The organism is Pseudomonas orientalis (assembly GCF_001439815.1).
GTDB lineage: Bacteria > Pseudomonadota > Gammaproteobacteria > Pseudomonadales > Pseudomonadaceae > Aquipseudomonas > Aquipseudomonas orientalis.
The window spans coordinates 20,517-42,713 of the sequence record NZ_JYLM01000003.1 but is presented as its reverse complement, the minus strand read 5'-3'; the positions used below and the strand labels follow the sequence as shown (position 1 = coordinate 42,713).

The 22,197-nt window shown below is 61.4% G+C and carries 16 protein-coding genes and 1 pseudogene; 10 read left to right on the top strand and 7 right to left on the bottom strand.

The features are described from left to right. Window positions 1-239: 239 nt before the first annotated feature. A complete protein-coding gene (locus TU82_RS08275; protein ID WP_057721955.1) occupies window positions 240-725 on the top strand; it encodes a flavin reductase family protein in 486 nt (161 codons plus the stop codon). Window positions 726-780: 55 nt separating this feature from the next. After that, window positions 781-1,824: an LLM class flavin-dependent oxidoreductase gene (locus tag TU82_RS08270; RefSeq protein ID WP_057721954.1), complete on the top strand. Its 1,044-nt coding sequence runs from the start codon at window positions 781-783 to the stop codon at window positions 1,822-1,824. A 51-nt stretch (window positions 1,825-1,875) separates the two neighbouring features. Here the strand turns inward: TU82_RS08270 and TU82_RS08265 are convergent, their stop codons facing one another. Beyond that, the gene (locus tag TU82_RS08265) at window positions 1,876-3,177 is read right to left on the bottom strand and encodes an Nramp family divalent metal transporter (RefSeq protein ID WP_057721953.1); all 1,302 of its coding nucleotides are present in this window, start codon (window positions 3,175-3,177) and stop codon (window positions 1,876-1,878) included. 415 nt (window positions 3,178-3,592) lie between these two features. Between TU82_RS08265 and TU82_RS08260 the strand changes: the two genes are divergently transcribed. Beyond that, window positions 3,593-6,001 carry a glucose/quinate/shikimate family membrane-bound PQQ-dependent dehydrogenase gene (locus TU82_RS08260; protein WP_057721952.1) on the top strand — a complete coding sequence of 803 codons (2,409 nt, stop codon included), beginning with the start codon at window positions 3,593-3,595 and terminating at the stop codon, window positions 5,999-6,001. 95 nt (window positions 6,002-6,096) lie between these two features. Here the strand turns inward: TU82_RS08260 and TU82_RS08255 are convergent, their stop codons facing one another. Then, complete coding sequence (locus TU82_RS08255; protein ID WP_057721951.1) at window positions 6,097-7,272, bottom strand: XylR family transcriptional regulator; 1,176 nt, start codon at window positions 7,270-7,272, stop codon at window positions 6,097-6,099. Window positions 7,273-7,411: 139 nt separating this feature from the next. Here TU82_RS08255 and xylA point away from each other — a divergent pair, with 139 nt between their 5' ends. The 4 genes from xylA to TU82_RS08235 all read left to right on the top strand — a co-directional run bounded on the left by xylA (window position 7,412) and on the right by TU82_RS08235 (window position 12,795). Beyond that, on the top strand, window positions 7,412-8,728 hold the full coding sequence (xylA, locus tag TU82_RS08250; RefSeq protein ID WP_057721950.1) for a xylose isomerase: 1,317 nt from the start codon (window positions 7,412-7,414) through the stop codon (window positions 8,726-8,728). Window positions 8,729-8,948: 220 nt separating this feature from the next. Continuing rightward, window positions 8,949-9,950, top strand: coding sequence for a D-xylose ABC transporter substrate-binding protein (xylF, locus tag TU82_RS08245; RefSeq protein ID WP_057721949.1), 1,002 nt, complete (start codon window positions 8,949-8,951; stop codon window positions 9,948-9,950). 163 nt (window positions 9,951-10,113) lie between these two features. Continuing rightward, the gene (gene xylG, locus TU82_RS08240) at window positions 10,114-11,658 is read left to right on the top strand and encodes a D-xylose ABC transporter ATP-binding protein (protein ID WP_057721948.1); all 1,545 of its coding nucleotides are present in this window, start codon (window positions 10,114-10,116) and stop codon (window positions 11,656-11,658) included. Further along, complete coding sequence (locus TU82_RS08235) at window positions 11,659-12,795, top strand: sugar ABC transporter permease (protein ID WP_057721947.1); 1,137 nt, start codon at window positions 11,659-11,661, stop codon at window positions 12,793-12,795. Window positions 12,796-12,942: 147 nt separating this feature from the next. Here TU82_RS08235 and TU82_RS08230 read toward each other — a convergent pair whose 3' ends face one another. From TU82_RS08230 to TU82_RS08220, 4 genes and pseudogenes are all read right to left on the bottom strand, one after another. Next, the gene (locus tag TU82_RS08230) at window positions 12,943-13,863 is read right to left on the bottom strand and encodes a substrate-binding domain-containing protein (RefSeq protein ID WP_057721946.1); all 921 of its coding nucleotides are present in this window, start codon (window positions 13,861-13,863) and stop codon (window positions 12,943-12,945) included. Between the two features lie 17 nt (window positions 13,864-13,880). Next, window positions 13,881-14,636, bottom strand: a complete 756-nt coding sequence (locus TU82_RS29535; RefSeq protein WP_420893013.1) for a methyl-accepting chemotaxis protein — start codon at window positions 14,634-14,636, stop codon at window positions 13,881-13,883. A gap of 102 nt (window positions 14,637-14,738) precedes the next feature. Beyond that, window positions 14,739-15,158: pseudogene (locus TU82_RS29530) on the bottom strand (HAMP domain-containing protein); the annotation flags it as partial. A 969-nt stretch (window positions 15,159-16,127) separates the two neighbouring features. Next, entirely contained in the window at window positions 16,128-17,378 is a 1,251-nt protein-coding gene (locus TU82_RS08220) for a glycoside hydrolase family 68 protein (protein WP_057721944.1), read from the bottom strand. Window positions 17,379-18,270: 892 nt separating this feature from the next. Here TU82_RS08220 and TU82_RS08215 point away from each other — a divergent pair. After that, the gene (locus TU82_RS08215) at window positions 18,271-18,579 is read left to right on the top strand and encodes a DUF6124 family protein (protein WP_057721943.1); all 309 of its coding nucleotides are present in this window, start codon (window positions 18,271-18,273) and stop codon (window positions 18,577-18,579) included. A 605-nt stretch (window positions 18,580-19,184) separates the two neighbouring features. After that, a complete protein-coding gene (locus TU82_RS08210; RefSeq protein WP_057721942.1) occupies window positions 19,185-19,493 on the top strand; it encodes a DUF6124 family protein in 309 nt (102 codons plus the stop codon). Between the two features lie 128 nt (window positions 19,494-19,621). On the opposite strand, the gene TU82_RS08205 is transcribed toward TU82_RS08210, so the two are convergent. Next, window positions 19,622-21,121: a CoA-acylating methylmalonate-semialdehyde dehydrogenase gene (locus tag TU82_RS08205; RefSeq protein WP_057721941.1), complete on the bottom strand. Its 1,500-nt coding sequence runs from the start codon at window positions 21,119-21,121 to the stop codon at window positions 19,622-19,624. 108 nt (window positions 21,122-21,229) lie between these two features. Here TU82_RS08205 and TU82_RS08200 point away from each other — a divergent pair, with 108 nt between their 5' ends. Beyond that, on the top strand, window positions 21,230-22,168 hold the full coding sequence (locus tag TU82_RS08200) for a LysR family transcriptional regulator (protein WP_057721940.1): 939 nt from the start codon (window positions 21,230-21,232) through the stop codon (window positions 22,166-22,168). Window positions 22,169-22,197: the final 29 nt, after the last annotated feature.

Sequence of the window (22,197 nt, the reverse complement as noted above, 5' to 3'; positions counted from 1 at the left end):
CACCATATTATGGTATTCCAAGCTTTTAACAAGACTGATCCGCTGTTTCAGCCCGTCCCTGATCCGAAAATTGCGACTCGATAAAGCCCGCTATCAGGGTAAAAATCCCCGTAGCAGAGGGTCTTGGCGGGTTCTGGGCACGTTTATCGCCCGCTCAAAAAAGCCCTTGCAACTCCTGTATTACGGTATACCATCAGACCTACAAATTTAAGAAAATCGCTCATACCAGAGGACCATCCATGATTGATGCCGCCATCTACAAACAAGTGATGGGCTCGTTTCCGTCCGGGGTCACCGTAATCACCACGCTCGATGACGACGGGCAAATCGTCGGCCTCACCGCCAGCGCGTTCAGCTCGCTGTCCATGGACCCGGCCCTGGTGCTCTTCTGCCCCAACTACAGCTCCGACTCCTACCCCGTGCTGATCAGGAACAAGCGCTTCGCCATCCATGTGCTGTCCGGCGGGCAGCAAAGCGAAGCCTACGCCTTTGCGCGCAAAGGCAAGGACAAGGCCCAGGGCATCGAGTGGACCCTGAGTGCATTGGGCAATCCGATCCTGGCCAACGCCACGGCGGTCATCGAATGCGAGTTGTGGCGCGAATACGAAGGCGGCGACCACGCCATCATGGTGGGCTCGGTCAAGAACCTGATCGTGCCTGCGCAGCCGAACGGGCCCCTGGTGTATTGCCACGGCAAGATGGGTACCCTGCCGGTGCCTGCCTGATACCCCGCTGAACCCGTTTTTTGCGGAAAACAACAATAGATCCGAGGTACGCGTCATGAAATTTTCGCTGTTCGTACACATGGAACGCTGGGATGAAAGCGTCAGCCACCGTCAGTTGTTCGAAGACTTGACCGAACTGACCCTGATGGCCGAAGCCGGTGGTTTCAGCACCGTGTGGATTGGCGAACACCACGCGATGGAATACACCATATCGCCAAGCCCGATGCCGCTGCTGGCTTACCTCGCGGCCAAGACCACCACTATCCACCTGGGCGCCGGCACCATCATCGCGCCGTTCTGGCACCCGTTGCGGGTGGCGGGCGAATGCGCGTTGCTCGACGTGATCAGCAACGGGCGCATGGAAGTGGGCCTGGCCCGTGGCGCTTACCAGATCGAATTCGACCGCATGGCCGGCGGCATGCCAGCCTCCAGCGGCGGCCAGGCCCTGCGTGAGATGGTGCCGGTGGTGCGCGCCCTGTGGAAAGGCGACTACGCCCACGACGGCGATATCTGGAAATTCCCCACCTCCACCAGCGTGCCCAAGCCAATCCAGCAGCCCAGCCCACCGATGTGGATCGCCGCCCGCGACCCCGACTCGCACAATTTCGCAGTCGCCAATGGCTGCAACGTAATGGTCACGCCGCTGATGAAGGGCGACGAAGAAGTCCTGGACCTCAAGAACAAGTTCCAGGCCGCCCTGGACAACAACCCTGGCGTGCCGCGCCCGCAACTGATGGTGCTGCGTCACACCCATGTGCACGCCGCCGATGACCCGCAAGGCTGGGAAGTCGGGGCCAGGGCGATCTCGAAGTTCTATCGCACCTTCGACGCCTGGTTCGGCAACAAGAGCGTGCCGGTCAACGGCTTCCTTGAGCCAAGCCCGGAAGAGAAGTTCGCCGCACGCCCGGAATTCGAACTGGAAAGCCTGCACAAAACCGCGATGATCGGCACCGCAGAAGAAATCATCCCGCGCATCCGCTACTACCAGGAACTGGGCGTGGATGAGTTCAGCTTCTGGTGCGACAACAGCCTGCCCCATGCCGAGAAGAAGAAGTCTTTGGCACTGTTTATCGAACAGGTAGTGCCGGCGTTTCGTTGATCGCCCGCAGGCGTCGCATCAAGCCGATGCGACGCCTGCACGACCGGGTGATCAGTTGAACAGCTCGACGCCCAACTGGAACGCGACCCACAACGCCAGCCCCGTGGCGAAGAGCAACGCAATGTTCTCGAACAGGTTATTGCGGTACTCCTTGCCGAGCAGCGACTTTTGGTTGGACATGATCAGCAAGCCGAGGGAAATCACCGGCAGGCCAATGATGTTCAACGCGCTGACGCCGATGGTCAGGGTGACGAAGTCCGGCATGCCCGGCAGCGACCAGATCAGGGGTGTCACCAGGATGAACAGCATGAACCACTTGTGCATCGGGTCATGGTGGAACTCTTTGCCGTAGCGTTCCCGGCGTCCGGGGCGCACGTGCTGGAACGCATCGGTGATCAGCATCGGAAAGGCCGTGGTCTTGCCCGAGATGCTGGCGAACAGCGTGGCGAACACACCGATAAAGAAGATGTACCAGCCGATCGGGCCGAAGAAGAGTTCCAGCGCCTTGCCCAGATCGCCCAGGGTCTTCACTTCAATGCCGTTGGGCCGCAGGATCTCGGCGCCGACTATCCAGATCGCCAGGTTGATCACGATGCCGACAAACACCGCAAACAACAGGTCGTTACGCTGGATACGCTTGTGCTGCGGGCCGATCCAGCCCTTCTGGCGCATCACATAGGGGTGCACGAAGTTGGCGATCGAGCCCGCCACCGCGCCGATTACCGACACCGCCACCAGCAACGCCCCGTGCACGCCCTCATCCGGCGGAATGCTGAAACCGATCGTGCCTCTGACAATGCCCGCCATGTCCGGCCCGGACATCACCGCCAAGGCAATGAACGCCAGGGTCATGATCGCCAGCAGGCCCTTCATCACGCCTTCAATCATCGAATAGATATTGCGTCCCACCAGCAGCCACACCGCCAGCACCACGGCCACCGAGCACAGCAGCGCATAGTCGGTCTTGAACAGCATGGCCAGCGCTTCACCCGCGCCCTTGATCATGTAGGCATTCATCAAATGCCCCATCAGCAGCGCATACACCAGCAGGAACCAGGCGAAAAACGGGTTCAACTGGGCATAGCCCTGAAGGATGGTCATGCCCTGGTTATTGCACAGCTGGAACCGCGCAATGATGTTGACGATCAGGTACCTGAGCAGCAGCGATACGGCGAGCACCCACATCATGGCGTAGCCGTAGTTGGCGCCGGCAACGGAGGAGGTAATCAGATCGCCTGCGCCCAGCCAGGACAGTACCGCGATAACGCCGGGGCCGAGCAGCTTTAGAAGTCGTACGACATGGCCGGGCGCAGGCGCCGCAGCCTTGCCTTCGACGGAAGGAAAACCGGTCATAGGGGAGAGTCTCCGTTATTTTTTTTGTGAGAGCGCTGATAGTCGAACACAGTTGATACGACGTCGTACAACCACAAAAGCGGGTTAATTATTAATAAATGTTTCATGCCGCGCCGGCTGTCCGCGATGCGCTGAAATCATCGCCCTGCGACAAAATGTACTAACCAGTTACTTATATTGCTAAAATCACGGCCTTGCCCTAATGCCAGTCAGTTAGCGCCGATCCCTGTGGGAGGGGCGGTGCGACGATTCGACTTGCCCCCGATAGCGGTGGGTCAACCAACATCAGTGTTTGCTGGGCCGACGTCATCGGGGGCAAGCCCCCTCCCACAGGGGATCTTCGCTGCTTTAAGCATTTCGTTCGCTTAACTGACTGGCATTAGGCCTTGCCCTCTCTCACTCGAGTCCTTTCGACATGAAACGAGCATCGCGCGCCGCTGGCGTCTCTAAAATCCTACTCCTGGGCCTGGGCGTGATCATCGCCCTGCTCGGCCTTGCGCTCGCCGTCGGCGGCGCCAAACTGATCAGCCTGGGAGGTTCCTGGTACTTCCTGATCGGTGGCGTGGCCATGGTCATTGCCGGGCTGCTGATTGCCCGGCGCAACCCGGCGGGGGCCTGGCTGTTCGCCGCGTTCCTGGTCGGCACGGCCGTATGGGCCGTCGCGGACGTGGGCCTGGTGTACTGGCCGCTGTTCTCGCGCCTGTTCATGTTTGCGGTGATCGGTATCGTGGTCGCGCTGGTGTATCCGCTGCTGGTCGGCAAACCGGCGCGTGCTGCGTACGGCGTCGCCGTCGTGCTGGCGCTGGGCGTGGCGGTGGCGGCGGGCAATATGTTCGTCGCTCACCCTAGCGTCGCGCCGACCGGAGCCGGCCCCGGCATCACCCCGGTGGCTGCGGCCGATGCCCAGAAAGACTGGGCGCACTACGGCAACACCGAAGGCGGCAGCCGCTTCGCCGCGCTGGACCAGATCAATCGCGACAACATCGACAAGCTCAAGGTCGCCTGGACCTACCACACCGGTGACGTGGCGATAAGCGACGGCAACGGTGCCGAGGACCAGCTGACGCCCCTGCAGATCGGCAACAAAGTGTTCATCTGCACCCCGCACAACAACCTCATCGCGCTCGACGCCGACACGGGCAAGGAACTGTGGAAGAACCAGGTCAACGCCCAATCGGCGGTTTGGCAGCGTTGCCGTGGCATGGCGTATTTCGACGCCACTGCGCCGATTGCCCAGCCGACCCAACAAGGCAGCTCGCCGATCCTTGCCGCCAGCGTTCCTGCCGGTGCGCAATGCCAGCGTCGCCTGCTGACCAACACCATCGATGCGCGCCTGATCGCCGTGGATGCCGACACCGGCCAATTCTGCGAAGACTTCGGCACCCACGGCCAGGTGGATTTGAAGGCCGGCCTGGGGAATGTGCCGGACAGTTACTACCAACTGTCCTCGGCGCCGCTGATTGCCGGTACCACCGTTGTGGTGGGCGGTCGCGTCGCGGACAACGTGCAAACCGATATGCCCGGCGGCGTGATCCGTGGTTTCGATGTGATCAGCGGCCAGATGCGCTGGGCCTTCGACCCCGGCAACCCTGAAGACAGACAAGCGCCGGCCGATGGCGGCACCTACGTGCGCAGCACCCCGAACAGCTGGGCGCCGATGTCCTACGACCCGCTGATGAACACGGTCTTCCTGCCAATGGGCAGCTCGTCCACCGACATCTATGGCGTGGAGCGTACCCGGCTCAATCATAAATACGGTGCTTCGGTACTGGCGCTGGACGCCTCCACCGGTGCAGAGAAATGGGTGTACCAGACGGTCCACAATGACCTGTGGGACTTCGATCTGCCGATGCAGCCCAGCCTGATCGATTTCACCCCGCCGGGCAGCGCCAAGGCGGTGCCCGCCGTGGTGATCGGCACCAAGGCCGGGCAGCTCTATGTACTCGACCGCGCCACCGGCAAGCCGTTGACCGACGTGCAGGAAGTGCCGGTCAAAGCCGCGAACATTCCCAACGAGCCGTACTCCCCTACCCAGCCCAAATCCCTGGGCATGCCGCAGATCGGCGCGCAAACCCTGACCGAATCGGACATGTGGGGCGCCACGCCGTATGACCAATTGCTGTGCCGCATCGACTTCAAGGGCATGCGCTACGACGGCCTGTACACCGCGCCGGGCACCGATAAATCCCTGAGCTTCCCGGGTTCCCTGGGCGGCATGAACTGGGGCAGTATTTCCACCGACCCGGTGCACGGTTTTATCTTCGTCAACGACATGCGCCTGGGCCTGTGGATCCAGATGGTGCCGTCGCAGAACAAGGCCCTGGCCGCCTCCGGTGGCGAAGCGCTGAACACCGGCATGGGCGCCGTGCCGCTCAAGGGCACGCCGTATGCGGTGAACAAGAACCGCTTCCTGTCGGTGGCCGGCATTCCGTGCCAGGCGCCGCCGTTCGGCACCTTGACCGCCATCGACATGAAGACGCAAAAAATCGCCTGGCAAGTGCCGGTGGGCACCGTCGAAGACACCGGCCCTCTGGGCATCCGCATGCACCTGCCGATCAAGGTGGGCCTTCCGACCCTCGGCGGTACGCTGTCGACCCAAGGTGGCCTGATCTTTATCGCCGGCACCCAGGACTTCTACCTGCGCGCCTTCAACAGCGGCAACGGTGATGAAATCTGGAAAGCCCGCCTGCCGGTCGGCAGCCAGGGCGGCCCGATGACCTACGTATCACCGAAAACCGGCAAGCAGTACATCGTCGTCACCGCCGGCGGTGCGCGCCAGTCCAGCGACCGTGGCGACTACGTGATCGCCTACGCCCTGCCGTAACAACCCCTTGTCAGCGCGGTGCGCCCGCACCGCGCTTTTGTGCCTGGAAAATCCCGCATGAACCCTGCTGCTCATACGTCCCTTGGGCGCCTGCTCTAGGCCGCGCCCTGCTGGTACTGCCTGGGCGTACACCCGAACTCGCGGCGAAACACCGTGTGCAGGTATTGCGCCGAGGTGAACCCGCAGGTCTGCGCAATATCGGCAATCGCAAGGGCCTGGTTTTCCAGGCCCTTGGCGGCGGCGGCAAGTTTGAAGCGCAGGATCTCGTCATGCACGCTGCAGCCGCGCACCTTGCGAAAGTGCGACTCCAACGATGAACGCGACACCCCGACATACGCCGCCACCTGGGCGGTCTTGATGCCCTGGCAGGCGTACTGGCGGATAAACAGCAGCGCCTGCATCACATAAGGGTTGCCCAACGGTTGATGCAGGCTGGAGGCCTGCACGTTGATCGCGTCCGGCGGCACCAGCACCTGCGTGCCGGCACAGGGCTTGCCATGCAACATCTGGTGCAGCAGCGCGGCGGCGGTGCGGCCCATGGTTTCGGTGCCCTGGATCACCGAACTGAGCGGCACCCGCGTCAGCGTGCGGGTCAGCGGGTCGTTGTCGATGCCGATCAACGCCACCTCTTCCGGCACCGCAATGCCCGCTGTCAGGCAGGCCTGCAACAGCTGCCGGGCACGGGCGTCGGTCACCGCGATAATGCCGATGGGCTTGGGCAGGCTGTGCAGCCAGGCAATCTGCTGCTCTACCGCGCTGTCCCACAACGGCGCGCTGGTCCCCAGGCCGCGATAGATCTCCACCTGCAAACCATCGCGCTGCATCAACCCGCGAAACGCCTTCTCACGCTCCTGGGCCCAGCGATTGGCCTGGGCTTCGGGCAGGCTGAAACAGGCAAACCGCGTCAACCCCGCCTCGATCAGGTGCTCGTAGGCCAGCTTCATCAGGGCATGGTTATCGGTCGCCACATAGGGAATGCCCTTGGGGTACAGGCTGACGTCCGCATACGACCCGCCCACCGCCACCACCGGTATTCGACTGCCGGCCAACGCCTCGCCGATCAGCGGGTCGTCGAAGTCGGCAATGATCCCGTCGCCCTGCCAACGCTCGATGCCGCGCAGGCGACAGAGAAAATCCTCCTCCAGGAACAAATCCCAGGACGCGCGGGTGCTGCTCAGGTAATTGCCGATGCCGGCGATGATGCCACGGTCGTAGATTTTGCTGCCGTTGAAGAGCAAGGCGATGCGGTGCACGGGCGGTAGGGTTTTCATTGTTTTTGTCCTGGGGCCGGTTGAGACAGGTTAGACCCGACTGCACAAAATCGCACCACCCCTTGGTGATTTTCATAATCAGCAGCCCCGGTGCCATTGCTAGTATCCAGACACCGCCAAGAACAATAAGGAAAACGCCATGCCGTACTTCCCCGGTGTCGAGCAGGTTCGCTTCGAAGGCCCTGCCAGCGACGCTCCCCTCGCCTTTCGTCACTACGACGCCAACAAGCTGATCCTCGGCAAGCCCATGCGCGAGCACCTGCGCATGGCCGCCTGTTACTGGCACACCTTTGTGTGGCCGGGGGCGGATATGTTTGGGGTGGGCACCTTCAAGCGTCCGTGGCAGCGCAGCGGCGATCCGATGGAGTTGGCCATCGGCAAGGCGGAGGCGGCCTTTGAGTTTTTCTCCAAGCTGGGTATCGACTACTACAGTTTTCACGACACCGACGTGGCGCCCGAAGGCAGTTCGCTCAAGGAGTACCGCAACCACTTTGCGCAGATGGTCGATCACCTGGAGCGTCATCAGGAACAGACCGGCATCAAGCTGCTGTGGGGCACCGCCAATTGCTTCAGCAACCCGCGTTTTGCCGCCGGCGCCGCGAGCAACCCCGACCCTGAGGTGTTCGCCTACGCCGCTGCCCAGGTGTTCAGCGCGATGAACGCCACGCTGCGGCTCAAGGGTTCCAACTATGTGCTGTGGGGTGGCCGCGAAGGCTATGAAACCCTGCTCAACACCGACCTCAAGCGCGAACGTGAACAGCTCGGCCGGTTCATGCGCATGGTGGTGGAGCACAAGCACAAGATCGGCTTTACCGGCGACCTGCTGATCGAGCCCAAGCCCCAGGAGCCGACCAAGCACCAGTACGATTACGACAGCGCCACGGTGTTCGGCTTCCTCCATGAGTACGGCCTGGAGCACGAGATCAAGGTCAATATCGAGGCCAACCATGCGACGCTGGCCGGGCACAGCTTTCACCATGAGATTGCCACCGCCGTGTCCCTGGGGATCTTCGGCAGCATCGACGCCAACCGTGGCGACCCGCAGAACGGCTGGGACACCGACCAGTTCCCCAACAGCGTCGAGGAAATGACCCTGGCCACCTATGAAATCCTAAAGGCCGGCGGATTCAGGAACGGCGGCTACAATTTCGATTCCAAGGTGCGCCGCCAGAGCCTGGACGATGTGGACCTGTTTCACGGCCACGTCGCGGCGATGGATGTGTTGGCCCTGGCCCTGGAACGCGCGGCCGCCATGGTGCAGAACGACCGGCTGCAACAGTTCAAGGACCAGCGCTACGCCGGCTGGCAGCAGCCGCTGGGCAAAGCCGTACTGGCAGGCGAGTTCAGCCTGCAATCCCTGGCCGAGCATGCGTTTGCCAACGAACTGGACCCGCAGGCCGTGAGCGGTCGGCAGGAGATGCTGGAAGGTATCGTGAATCGGTTTATCTACACCTGACGCCCCTCTGTAGGAGCGAGCTTGCTCGCGAAGAACGCCAGAACGACACGGTTAACCCGGTGTCTCGCGTTATCGTTGACGTTCTTCGCGAGCAAGCTCGCTCCTACAAGGGCAGTGACATTTGCGCGACAAATCTTTGCACCGGGCGTCGAATGACGCTCTACAGTTGAACCCGCACCACGCTGTGTCTTTTCCAACAACAATAAAAGGACGCACCACCATGAAGTCATTCAAACGTACGCTGCTCGCCACTGCCCTGGCCCTGCTCGCCCTGCCGGTGATGGCCGATTCGGCTCACCCGAAAATCGGTTTCTCCATCGACGACCTGCGCCTGGAGCGCTGGTCCCGTGACCGCGACTACTTCGTCGCCGCGGCGGAAAAACTCGATGCCAAGGTGTTCGTGCAGTCCGCTGATGCCAACGAGCAGAAGCAAATCTCCCAGATCGAAAACCTGATCTCCCGGGGCGTCGATGTGATCGTGATCGTGCCGTTCAATGCCACGGTGCTCACCAACGCGGTGGCCGAAGCGAAGAAGGCCGGAATCAAGGTGGTCTCCTATGACCGCCTGATCCTCAATGCGGACATCGACGCCTACATCTCCTTCGATAACGAAAAAGTCGGCGAGATGCAGGCCAGCGGCGTGCTGCAAGCCGCGCCCAAGGGCAATTACTTCCTGCTCGGCGGCGCGCCCACCGACAACAACGCCAAGGTGCTGCGCGAAGGCCAGATGAAGGTGCTGCAACCGGCCATCGACAAGGGCGACATCAAGATTGTCGGCCAGCAATGGGTGAAAGAGTGGAACCCCACCGAAGCCCTGAGCATCGTCGAAAACGCCCTGACCCGGAACAACAACAAGATCGACGCCATCGTCGCCTCCAACGACGCCACCGCCGGCGGTGCGATCCAGGCCCTGGCCGCGCAGAAACTGGCGGGCAAGGTGCCGATTTCCGGCCAGGACGCGGACCTCGCGGCGATCAAGCGCGTGATCGACGGCACCCAGACCATGACCGTCTACAAGCCGCTCAAGCTGATCGCCACCGAGGCGGCCAAACTCTCGGTGCAGTTGGCGCGCAATGAAAAACCCACCTACAGCTCGCAGTACGACAATGGCAGCAAGCAGGTCGACACCATCCTGCTCACCCCGACGCCGCTGACCAAGGCCAATATCGACGTGCTGGAGAAGGACGGGTTCTACACCAAAGAGCAGATCGCCGGGCAATGATGATGGCCTCGATAAAACCTCGCTCCCTGTAGGAGCGAGCTTGCTCGCGAAAAACCCGAGAGCGCCGCGTTTATCCAGGAAGCGCGCATTATCGTTGACGTTTTTCACGAGCAAGCTCGCTCCTACAGGGGTGGGGGTCAGCCTTTTTGTGTGAGCCTTTCCCATGTCCGACTACCTGCTGCAAATGAACGGCATCGTCAAAAGCTTTGGCGGTGTCAACGCCCTCAACGGCATCGACATCAAGGTACGGCCCGGCGAGTGCGTCGGGTTGTGCGGCGAAAACGGCGCCGGCAAATCCACCTTGATGAAGGTGCTGTCGGCGGTCTACCCGTACGGCACCTGGGAGGGCGAAATCCTCTGGGACGGGCAGCCGCTCAGGGCCCAGTCGATCAGCGAAACCGAAGCCGCCGGCATCGTCATCATCCACCAGGAACTGACCCTGGTGCCCGACCTGTCGGTGGCCGAGAACATCTTCATGGGCCACGAGCTGACCCTGCCCGGTGGGCGTATGAATTACCCGGCGATGCTGCACCGCGCCGAGGCGTTGATGCGTGAACTCAAGGTGCCGGACATGAATGTGGCGCTGCCGGTGTCGCAGTACGGCGGTGGCTACCAGCAGTTGGTGGAGATCGCCAAGGCCTTGAACAAGCAGGCGCGGCTGCTGATCCTGGACGAGCCCTCCTCGGCCCTGACCCGCTCGGAAATCGAGGTATTGCTCGACATCATCCGCGACCTCAAGGCCAAGGGTGTGGCCTGCGTGTACATCTCGCACAAGCTCGATGAAGTGGCGGCCGTGTGCGACACCATCGCCGTGATTCGTGACGGCAAGCACATCGCAACCACCGCCATGGCCGACATGGACATTGCGCAGATCATCACCCAGATGGTCGGCCGCGAGATGAGCAACCTCTACCCCACCGAACCCCATGAGGTGGGCGAGGTGATGTTCGAGGCGCGCAACGTCACCTGCTACGACGTCGACAACCCCAGGCGCAAACGCGTTGACGATGTTTCCTTCGTGCTCAGGCGTGGCGAAATCCTCGGCATTGCCGGGCTGGTCGGCGCCGGGCGCACGGAGCTGGTGTCGGCACTGTTCGGCGCCTACCCCGGGCGCTATAGCTGCGAAGTGTGGCTGGAAGGCAAGGTGATCGACACGCGCACACCGCTCAAGTCGATCCGCGCCGGGCTGTGCATGGTACCCGAGGACCGCAAGCGCCAGGGCATCATTCCCGACCTGGGCGTGGGCCAGAACATCACCCTGGCGGTGCTCGACAGCTATGCCCACCTGACCCGCATCGACGCCGAAGCCGAACTGGGCAGCATCGATCAACAGATCGCCCGCATGCACCTGAAAACCGCCAGCCCGTTTCTGCCGATTACCAGCCTCTCAGGTGGCAACCAGCAAAAGGCCGTGCTGGCAAAAATGCTGATGACCAAGCCCAAGGTACTGATTCTGGATGAGCCCACGCGCGGGGTGGATGTGGGCGCCAAGTACGAGATCTACAAACTGATGGGCGCGCTGGCGGCCGAAGGCGTGGCGATCATCATGGTGTCGTCGGAACTCGCCGAAGTGCTCGGCGTGTCGAACCGCGTGCTGGTGATCGGCGACGGCCAGTTGCGTGGCGACTTCATCAATCAGGGGCTCACCCAGGAACAGGTACTCGCCGCTGCGCTCAGCCACAATAATAACGATCGGAAGACCGCGTAGATGAATCAGGTCAAACAGCTTTTCACCCGCTACAAAATGCTCGCCCTGGTGATCGCCGTCGCGTTCATCTGGCTGTTTTTCAGCTGGCAGACCGAGGGTGGCTTCCTCACGCCGCGCAACCTGTCCAACCTGCTGCGGCAGATGTCCATCACCGGGATACTGGCGTGCGGCATGGTGCTGGTGATCATCAGCGGCGAAATCGACTTGTCGGTGGGTTCATTGCTGGGCTTGCTCGGCGGGCTGGCGGCGATCCTGGACGTGGTGTATCACATCCCGCTGCTGGCCAACCTGAGCCTGGTGGCGTTGTGCGGTTTGATGATAGGCCTGGCCAACGGCTATATGACGGCGTATCTGCGCATCCCTTCGTTCATTGTCGGCCTTGGCGGGATGCTGGCGTTTCGCGGGATCCTGCTGGGGATTACCGGCGGCACCACCATTGCGCCGGTGTCGCCGTCGCTGGTGTACGTGGGCCAGGGCTATCTGCCGCACACCGTGGGCATCGGCCTGGGTGTTCTGCTGTTTGCTCTGACCTTGTTCCTCACCTGGAAACAACGGCGCAACCGCGCCCTGCATGGCCTGGCGGCGCACTCGCTGGTACGTGACGTGGTGCGCGTGGTGCTGATCGGCGCAGTGCTGGCCGGGTTCGTCACCACCCTCAACAGCTACGACGGAATCCCGGTGCCGGTATTGCTGCTGCTGATGCTGCTCGGCGTGTTCAGCTACGTCACCAGCCAGACCGTGTTCGGCCGCCGGGTGTATGCGGTGGGCAGCAATATGGAGGCGACGCGGCTGTCGGGTATCAACGTGCAGGCGGTGAAACTGTGGATCTTCGGCATCATGGGCGTGATGTGCGCGCTGGCCGGCCTGGTCAACACCGCCCGCCTGGCCGCCGGTTCACCGTCAGCGGGGAACATGGGCGAACTGGACGCAATTGCCGCGTGCTTTATCGGCGGCACCTCGATGCGCGGCGGCTCGGGCACGGTGTATGGCGCATTGCTCGGAGCACTGGTGATTACCAGCCTGGATAACGGCATGTCGATGCTGGACGTGGACAGTTACTGGCAGATGATCGTCAAGGGCAGCATCCTGGTGCTGGCGGTGTGGGTGGATGTGAGTACACGGGCGGGAAGGCGCTGAACCCACTTCCTACCAACACTGAATAACCCTGTGGGAGGGGGCTTGCCCCCGATGACGTTGGGTCAGTCAACATTCATTTATCTGACCCACCGCTATCGGGGGCAAGCCCCCTCCCACAGTTGATCGCATTCCAAGGTGGGATCGCCCCTATTCAAACGTCTGACGATTCTCGGGCGTGATCAGCTTGAACGGCACCCATACCACCGCAGACTCCAGCACCTCACCGCGCACCAGGCGCAGCGCGGTGTCCACGGCGCCGGCGGCCTGGCCGGCGGCGTCCTGGAACACGCTGACCGCCATCTTGCCCTCGGCCATCAGTTTCAACCCGTCCGGTGTACCGTCGATGCCGCCGACCCAATAATCCTTGGCCTGCTTGCCGGCCTTTTCCAGCCCCATGATCGCGCCGATCGCCATTTCGTCGTTATTGGCCGCGATGATCGAAAAATCGACACCCTGCTTGACCCAGTCAATGACAATCGTGGCGGCCTGGCTACGTTCCCAGTTACCGACCTTTTTCTGTACGACTTTCATATCCGGGTATTTGGCGACGACTTTTTCCACGTCTTCGGTGCGCATCAAAGAGGACGCGTTGGCCGGGTCGCCCACCAGAATCACCACGTTGCCTTTGTAACCGGCACGGCGCGCCAGCTCTTCCATCTGCAACGTGCCCGACTCCAGCTCGTTGGAGCCGACAAACGCGGTCTGCGCCGGCCACTTTTCCGGGTTCGGGTTGCGGTTGACGAACACCAGCGGGATCTTGGCGTCAGAAGCCAACTGCATCATCTGCGCGGCACTTTTGCCATCGACCATCGCGATGATGATCGCATCCACTTTGGAATTGACCAGGTTGCGGAACTGGCGCATCTGCAAATCGACGCTGTCCTTGCCATTCTCCATAAAGATATTGGCGTTCATGACGCCGGCCTGTTGCTGCACCCCGTTGCGCAGCAGGGTCTGGAAGTTATCGTCATACTTTGCCATGCCTACACCCAGCAAAGGGGTGGCGGCCTGGGCGAAGCCCGGAACGAACAGCGTCGCTCCCAGGGCGAGCATCAACCATGCTTTCATGTTCTGACTCCTGCGGCTCAAACGCTGAAATGATGGAGCAGCTCACGCTGCACTTTGGCCATGTTCGACAGCTCCTGGCTGCTGATGGCGGACTGTTCGGCGCCGTCGGCCGTCTGCTGGGCCGAATCGTTGATCTGGATGACCATCCGACTGGTTTCCTGCACCGTGGCGCTCTGCTGCACGGTGGCGGCGGCAATCTGGATATTCATGTCGCGGATGCTGTCGACCGCGCCGCTCATGGACAGCAACAAGTCACCGGCGCCCGAGGCCAGGGACACGCATTGGCTGGACTGCGCCTGGCTTTCGTTCATGACCTGCACCACCGAATGAATTTTTTCCTGCATGAGCCCGATCATGTCCTGGATTTCGCTGGTCGAGGTCTGGGTACGGCTGGCCAGCGACCGCACTTCATCGGCCACCACCGCAAACCCACGCCCCTGCTCGCCGGCACGGGCCGCTTCGATTGCCGCGTTCAGGGCCAGCAGGTTGGTCTGTTCGGCAATGGTACGAATGGCCACCACGATGCCTTCGATGTTCTGCCCGTACTTCTGCAGCTCATCGGTCACCTGCGTGGCTTTGTTCACCTGGTCGGCCTGCTGACGGATATTGACGATGGTCTCGGCCACGCGCGCCTGCACCTTGTGCGTGAGGTCACTGGTGTCGTCCACCGCCTGGCGGGTGTCCTGCGCGCGCCGAGCCACCTCCTCGACCGTGCTTTCCATCTGCGTCATGGCCGAGGCGGCCGATTGCAAACGGTCCTTCTGCTCATCCACCACACGGGTGGTCTGCTCGCTGTTCAAGGCGTTGCTACCGGCGGTCACGGCCAGCGCATCGGCAGAACGGATCAATTCACGGAAGGTTGTCTGCAGGGCCTTGGTCAGTTCGTTCAGGTAACCGCCCAACTCACCGAACTCATCTTTACGGCTGACATCGAAACTGACCCGCATGTCCCCGGCAGTGAGCGTCTTGAGCACGTCGCGAAATGCCGCCAGCGGACGCCGCAGGCTGAAGGCCACCCACGTACCAATCGCCAGCGCCGCCAGCACCGCCAGCACACAGGCGATCAACAGCACGCTGCGGCTGGTGCCGATGGTTGCATTGGCCGAGTGACTGGCCTGGTTGGCGACCTCCAGGGACTGGCTGCCGAACTCGGCAATCCGGTCCAGGGTGGCTTTGAGCGCCGCGTCAACCGCCGTGCGCTGTTGCTGAACCTGCGCGGCGAGCTTGGCCTCCACCTGATAGGCCTGGAACAGGCCGTCAGCGGCGGTCAGGTCCGTAAGCAGGCGATTGACCATGACGCCGGCGATCCGCCCGACTCTCGGGTCAATCGCCGTCAGGGCCTGGGCGCGGGTGCTGATCACTTCGTCCTGCAGGTTGAGCACGCGCTGTAGTTTATCAATGGCGGGCGTGACGGTGTGGGCTGCGAAACCATCGTAGGATTTGTTGACTTCCAACAGGAGTTTTTCTGCGGCGGCCACCTGCTGCGGCTCGCCGGCGGTGCGTGCCTGTGCGATGTAATCACGCAAGTAGCTGGTCAGCTGCATCGCCTGTGCACTGCTGTAGCCCTGCAGTGTGCGTGTCAGCGCCAACTGCTGCACATGCTGCAAGTGGGACGTCATCAACCCCTGCGCCTGCTCGGCGTAGGCCGCGACCTGCTGGCGCTGCTGCGCCAGGTTGGCCCGCAGCGCCTCATGCTCGCCGGTATAGGCCGCGGTGCTGTCGAGCAACTGAGTGAACTGGGCAATGCTCTCGGTGAACGGCTGCTTGCCGTCCTCGATCTGCTTGGGGTCGGTGCTGATCTGAATGGCCAGCAACGCCTGGTTGGCACGCAGGATGTGCACGTAGAGCTCACTGGCGGCCCGGCTCAACGGCGCCGACTGGCCGGTGATGATGGACAAGCGACTGCCGATGGACTGCGTGTTCTGATAGCTGATCCCGGCCATGATCAGCAGCAACAGCACCAACACCGCAAATCCGCCGATCACGCGCTGCAATATGGTCATGGCTACCCCTTTTTGATTGTTATTCGTTGTCCTGAGATGACCAGGCGTGCACGCCCCGAGCTCGGGAACGCTCGGGGGGCTAGAGCTTGTATCGGCCCGGTGGGCGGGGACTTGATGAGCGCAGTAAAAAAAGTGGGAGGGGGCCTGCTCCCGATGGCGGTGGGTCAGTCAATGTAAATGTCGACTGACCCACCGCTATCGGGGGCAAGCCCCCTCCCACATTTGCAGCATTTTATCTGCTGATAAATTGCCGTCAGACAGTCACTGGTTCAACACGACATCACGCATTGCGGGGATGTACCCATAGTCATAAGCCTCCTGCACAAACGAGCGGTCACCCTTCAATACGATCCTGACGGTGGGCGCTTCGGTGCCGCCGATGCGGTAGTCATCGCCGTTGGTGGGCACGCTGTCGATAAACGACGTTACCAGGCCGTTGGGCATCACGCAGTGCGAATACGTCTGGAACGGCTGCGAAGGCGGGTTGCCGAGCACCAGCCCGGAGGCATTCATGGGTGTGTAAGGGCCGAACAGATGATCGCTGACGAACCCATAGACGCCATCCGGCCCCGTCACGCCATCGGCGTAGGTGAATTTGTGACTGATGGTGAACAGGTAATACTTGCCGTCCTGAAACACATAGTGCGGCCGCTCGGTTTGATCGTTCACGCCGACGGCGGTCACCAGCGGCGGCAGGATCTCCCATTCGTCACCGTTGAGGTCCTTGGCGACGGCAATGCCGATGCAGCCGACCTGATAGCGCGCCCCGCCCACGTCCTCGTGCCCCGGTGGCACCAACCCCAGCTCATTGGGGCCCACTTCATGTGTCCCGCGCTCGCCGGCGACGTTGCCTTCAAACACCATGTACAACTTGCCATCCACAGGGTCGATAAACGGGCTGGGATCGCGGAAGTTCCAGGTCGCGTTCTGCGCTTCGGTTTGGTAATAGGTGCCGTCGGCGTCGAACAGCGACTTGACCTGGCTAAAGCCTTGCAGCTCCACACCGCTGTCGGAGGTGACAACCCGGCCGCGCACTTTGGCAATCGTCGCTCCGGGGGTGACACAGGTGTAATACAGGTCGATATCACCGGCGTTATTGAGCAGGATTGGTGTACCGGCCCATTCACGGGTGGTCGGCGAAACCCCTTCGGCCATGACACGACCGCCGAAGATCCAGTCCTTGCCGGTGCGCGAGTACCAGTAGCAGATACGCGCATGGCCATGGCGATCTTCCCAGTCGCGCTTGATGTCGTAGCGGCCGTCGGCATTGATGAATTGCGGATCGTGGGGACGGCGGTCGGCGGTGAGTGTGAAGATCACCGACCAGCCATTGACGGATACCACGGTGCCATCGAGTTCACGCAATGGCATGGTGTCCCAGATAAATACCGTGTCACTCATGACAGGAAAGTCAGGACGCACTAACGGCTGCGTGGTCGTCGGGTCATTCTCATTAACTTTCAGCGCATCGGCCCGAGTCCAGCGAGTGGGTGTGTGATTCGCGTGTTTCATGATGATGTCCTTTTACTGACGCTTAAGTGACAAGCGAAGATTGAATAACACATGACAGCCAGCAACTTGCTGCTGACTGAAAAGAGCGAGCCAGAGTTGGCCTTAACGTGCGGAGCAAGGTTTAACATGGAAGCCTGGCTGTCGCAACGTGAAGAATTATTTAGATTACAAAGGCCATCACTGTATTTATATCCTTGATATAAAGACAGTGGCACTTACAATCAACGATCAGCAACTAGAAAGCTAGCTACTCAACTACCAGACAGGAGGGTTGCGGGCCGGGGCCGTTATTTTTCTGCACTTAATGGTATTGCACGCCAAATTAAACCGAGCGCTTAGTTGTCAGCTTAGTTGCTGTCGACATAAAAGCACTCGCAGCGCATCCCCTCTACGACCCACACTTACGAAGTATCAAAACGGTTAGTGAAGACGCGGCGAGCCGTCGAATACTTTATTGTTTAATATGGAGGGAGATTTGTCAGCCTTTGAAAGTTGTGTAGATACCCAAGGCTATCGCAGGCAAGCCAGCTCCCATCTTGCCCGCATTCCACTGTTGGATCGGCGGGGTTAGTGGCATTTGGTCATGGTTTTTAAAGGGCCAGCAAGGCGTGTCCCTTTAAATTGCAGGACGTTTCCTAGACAATCCCTGCCGCCTTGTGCCTGCTGGAATCGCTGGCTAGTCTGCGCTCCGTCACTGCTCATCAGTGATCGGGTTTAGTCGCCCGGATTTGAACAGGCGCATGTCCCATGAAGCTTCATGGTGGCTGTGCGCAGGGCGCCCTCGGGCGCGCCGGGTTCCTGTTCTGACCGGTCGACTAACCTGCGTACAGCCGCCACCTTCGTTTAGTCGCGAAACGTGTCAGCTCCTTGATATTCAGACAGGAAAGACACCATGAACAAAGTCCTACCCGACCCACCCCACGATCCCGCAAAAGACCGCGCCGCCTTCAACCGCGCCATCGACCACTACCTGCCCACCCAGGGCTTCCACTCGGTCAACGAAGACCTGAGCTTCGAAGACGCCCTGCTCTACACCGCCAGTTTGCTCGACAGCGCCTCCGCCACCGCCCTGGACTGTGGCGAACTGCTGCAAAGCCCCGAGCGGGCAAAGATCCTGGCGGTATGGCACTTACTGGAAATTGCCAAGACCACGGTAGATCGCTCCATCGAATGCCTGACCTGTACAAAACCCGCTGCCTGAACGCGGTAAAAACTAGTGACTGACACTCAGCCATCGGGGGCAAGCCCCCTCCCACATTGGTCTGCATTCCAACAGTGAGGTTGGTGGCATGGCCGGAAGTTGCCAGGACCACGCTCCATCGAGTGCCGGACCTGTACAAAATCCACTGCCTGAACGCGGTCAAACTGTGGGAGGGGGCTTGCCCCCGATGGCGGTGGGTCAGATAAATGGATATTGACTGACCCACCGCTATCGGGAGCAAGCTCCCTCCCACATTTTGTCTGCATTGCAAAACTTGGGATTGGTGGCATTTGGTCATGGTTTTTAAAGGGCCAGCAAGGCGTGTCCCTTTAAATTGCAGGACGTTTCCTAGACAATCCCTGCCGCCTTGTGCCTGCTGGAATCGCTGGCTAGTCTGCGTTCCGTCACTGCCAATTCAGTGATCGGGTTTAGTCGCCCGGAATGTCACAAGGCGCATGGTCCATCAAGTTTTATGGTGGCTGTGCGCAGGGCACCTCCGGGTGCGCCGGATTTTCCTTGTGGCCGGTCGACTAACCTGCGTACAGCCGCCACCCATCGTTTAGTCGCGCCGGGGGTCGGTACCAAACCACACGAGGAATTGCAGCATGAATAAAGTCCAGCCAGATCCACCGTTTGACCCCGCAAAAGACCGCGCCGCGTTCAACCGCGCCATCGACCACTACCTGCCCACCCAGGGCTTCCACTCGGTCAACGAAGACCTGAGCTTCGAAGACGCCCTGCTCTACACCGCCAGTTTGCTCGACAGCGCCTCCGCCACCGCCCTGGACTGTGGCGAACTGCTGCAAAGCCCCGAGCGGGCGAAAATCCTGGCAGTGTGGCACCTGCTGGAAATTGCCAAGACCACGGTGGATCGATCCATCGAGTGCCTGACCTCTACAAAACCCACTGCCTGAATGCGGTAAAACCTGTGGGAGGGGGCTTGCCCCCGATAGCAGTGCTTCAGGCACATCGAGGGTGACTGATACTCCGCTATCGGGGGCAAGCCCCCTCCCACACTCGGATCTACAGGGCCTGTGAGACTTTACTTGGACACGGGCATCGCAAACTCCGCGCCCTGCTCGATACTCTCCGACCAGCGCTGCATGATCGACTTCTGCTTGGTATAGAAACGCACGCCTTCGGTGCCATAGGCATGCATGTCGCCAAACAGGCTCTTCTTCCAGCCACCAAACCCATGCCAGGCCATCGGCACCGGGATCGGTACGTTGATGCCGACCATGCCCACTTCGATGCGCCGCGCAAATTCGCGGGCGATGTGGCCGTCGCGGGTGAAGCAGCTGACGCCGTTGCCGAACTCGTGGTCGTTGACCAGCTTCACGGCTTCGGCAAAGTCGTTGACGCGCACACAGGCCAGTACCGGGCCGAAGATCTCTTCGCGGTAGATGCTCATGTCCCGGGTCACGTGGTCGAACAGCGTGGCGCCGAGCCAGAAGCCCTTTTCCAGGCCGGGTTCGGTGGGCACGTAGTCACGGCCATCGAGCAGCAAGTGCGCACCGGCTTGGACGCCCTGCTCGATATAGCCACGGATGCGTTCCAGCGCCACCTTCGACACAATCGGCCCCATTTCGGCTTTCAAATCGCGGCCATCGGTGATGCGCAGGGTCTTGGCGCGTTCGGTCAAGGCCGCAATCACTTTGTCACCCACATCCCCCACCAGCACCGCCACCGAGATCGCCATGCAGCGCTCGCCGGCACTGCCGTAGGCGGCGCCCATCAGGGCATCGACGGTGCGCTCGATATCCGCGTCGGGCATCACCACCATATGGTTTTTCGCACCGCCCAGGCCTTGCACGCGCTTGCCGTTGCGCGCGCCGCTCTCGTAGATGTATTGGGCAATCGGCGTGGAACCGACAAAGCTCACCGCCTTGACGTCCGGGTGTTCGATCAGCGCGTCCACCGCTTCCTTGTCGCCCTGCACCACGTTGAACACGCCCTTGGGCAAGCCCGCTTCGCGCAGCAACTCGGCCATGAACAACGAGGCGCTCGGGTCGGTGGGGCTTGGCTTGAGGATGAAGGTGTTGCCCGCCGCAATGGCAATCGGGTACATCCACATCGGTACCATCACCGGGAAGTTGAACGGCGTCACGCCGGCCACTACGCCCAGGGGCTGGCGCAGGGTCCAGTTGTCCATGCCACGGGAAACCTGGTCGGAATGTTCGCCCTTGAGCAGGTTGGGAATGCCGCAGGCGAATTCGAGGATGTCGATGCCACGGTCGACTTCGCCCTGGGCATCGGTAAAGACCTTGCCGTGTTCGGCGACGATGATGCGCGCCAGATCGTCCTTGCGTTCGCGCAGCAGGTGCAGGTATTGGAACAGCACACGGGCGCGGCGGATCGGCGGGGTGTCGGCCCAGCCGGCGAAGGCGGCCTGGGCGGCGCCGACGGCTTCGGCCACGGTCTGGCGGCTGGCCAGGGCCACGCGCGCGGTGACTTCACCGGTGGCCGGGTTGTAGACGTCCTGATAGCGATCATCGCGGCTCACGCGCTGGTCGTTGATGTAGTGCTCAAGGGTAGTGGACATGGCAGGCGCTCCAGGTAGTTGGCGTTGGCACCCACCTTAGGCTTTCGCTTTGTTCCGAACCAGAGCAGAATCCTGAACTTATTGTGCAACCTGGCGAACAATACACCCATGGAAAAAGCCGAGATCGAAGGGCTGTGGACCCACATTCACTGGCTGTCGGTGCTGGAAGAACAAGGCACCTACACCGCCGCCGCGACGCGCCTGGGCGTGAGCAAATCGGCGGTGAGCCAGCGTATTTCCGACCTGGAAAAGGCCACCGGCACCCGGCTGGTCACACGCACCACGCGCAGCGTTCGGCTGACCGACGCGGGGCTGTCGTTGACCCGCGAGGTGCGCAGCGCCTATGAACACATCGCCCGCAGCTTTTCTTCGGTGCGCGACCAGGCCGGGGAAGTCCGTGGCCTGGTGCGGCTGACCGCCCCGGTGGCGTTCGCCCGGCAACAACTGGTGCCGCACCTGCCGCAATTCTTGCTGCAATACCCGCAGGTGCGCATTCAACTGGACGTGTCCGACGCCTTGAGTTCACTGGTCGCCGAAGGCTACGACCTGGCCGTGCGCCATGGCTTCCAGATCCCCGAAACCCATGTGGCCTGGAAACTCTGCGACACCGCCTCGGTGCTGGTCGCCACCCGCGAGTATCTGCAGCGCCATGGCGAACCCGGCGCGCCGAGCGAGCTGTCGGCGCACAACTGTCTGTTCTACCCGCGCGGCACCGACCAGCCGGCCTGGACCTTCGAACGCGGCAGCCAGCACATCGAACGCCTGACCGTCCCCATCGCCGGCAGCTTCGCCACCAACAACAGCGAAGCCCTGCGCGACGCCGCGCTCAACCACTTGGGCATCGCCCTGCTGCCGGACTTCAGCGCCCACGCGGCGCTGGCCGAGGGCAAGCTGGTGCAGGTATTGAAAGGTTGGACGCTCAAGGGCGCGTTTGCCGATGAGATCTACCTGATCCGGCCGTACTCGCCCCATGTGCCGAAGTCGGTGAGTGCGCTGGTGGGCTTTTTGAAGGCGCAGTTGGCCGGCGGGTTTCGATTCGTCGACTGAGGGAAAAAAAGCCCGGCGACACACGCGGA

What these genes read in the sequence shown, in the direction of transcription:
- TU82_RS08265 (WP_057721953.1), bottom strand. Translation starts at nt 3,177, where the DNA reads ATGACCGGTTTTCCTTCCGTCGAAGGCAAGGCTGCGGCGCCTGCGCCC.
- TU82_RS08235 (WP_057721947.1), top strand. Translation starts at nt 11,659, where the DNA reads ATGAATCAGGTCAAACAGCTTTTCACCCGCTACAAAATGCTCGCCCTG.
- TU82_RS08200 (WP_057721940.1), top strand. Translation starts at nt 21,230, where the DNA reads ATGGAAAAAGCCGAGATCGAAGGGCTGTGGACCCACATTCACTGGCTG.
- TU82_RS08215 (WP_057721943.1), top strand. Translation starts at nt 18,271, where the DNA reads ATGAACAAAGTCCTACCCGACCCACCCCACGATCCCGCAAAAGACCGC.
- TU82_RS08255 (WP_057721951.1), bottom strand. Translation starts at nt 7,272, where the DNA reads ATGAAAACCCTACCGCCCGTGCACCGCATCGCCTTGCTCTTCAACGGC.
- xylF (WP_057721949.1), top strand. Translation starts at nt 8,949, where the DNA reads ATGAAGTCATTCAAACGTACGCTGCTCGCCACTGCCCTGGCCCTGCTC.
- TU82_RS08230 (WP_057721946.1), bottom strand. Translation starts at nt 13,863, where the DNA reads ATGAAAGCATGGTTGATGCTCGCCCTGGGAGCGACGCTGTTCGTTCCG.
- xylG (WP_057721948.1), top strand. Translation starts at nt 10,114, where the DNA reads ATGTCCGACTACCTGCTGCAAATGAACGGCATCGTCAAAAGCTTTGGC.
- TU82_RS08210 (WP_057721942.1), top strand. Translation starts at nt 19,185, where the DNA reads ATGAATAAAGTCCAGCCAGATCCACCGTTTGACCCCGCAAAAGACCGC.
- TU82_RS08275 (WP_057721955.1), top strand. Translation starts at nt 240, where the DNA reads ATGATTGATGCCGCCATCTACAAACAAGTGATGGGCTCGTTTCCGTCC.
- xylA (WP_057721950.1), top strand. Translation starts at nt 7,412, where the DNA reads ATGCCGTACTTCCCCGGTGTCGAGCAGGTTCGCTTCGAAGGCCCTGCC.
- TU82_RS08260 (WP_057721952.1), top strand. Translation starts at nt 3,593, where the DNA reads ATGAAACGAGCATCGCGCGCCGCTGGCGTCTCTAAAATCCTACTCCTG.
- TU82_RS08270 (WP_057721954.1), top strand. Translation starts at nt 781, where the DNA reads ATGAAATTTTCGCTGTTCGTACACATGGAACGCTGGGATGAAAGCGTC.
- TU82_RS08205 (WP_057721941.1), bottom strand. Translation starts at nt 21,121, where the DNA reads ATGTCCACTACCCTTGAGCACTACATCAACGACCAGCGCGTGAGCCGC.
- TU82_RS08220 (WP_057721944.1), bottom strand. Translation starts at nt 17,378, where the DNA reads ATGAAACACGCGAATCACACACCCACTCGCTGGACTCGGGCCGATGCG.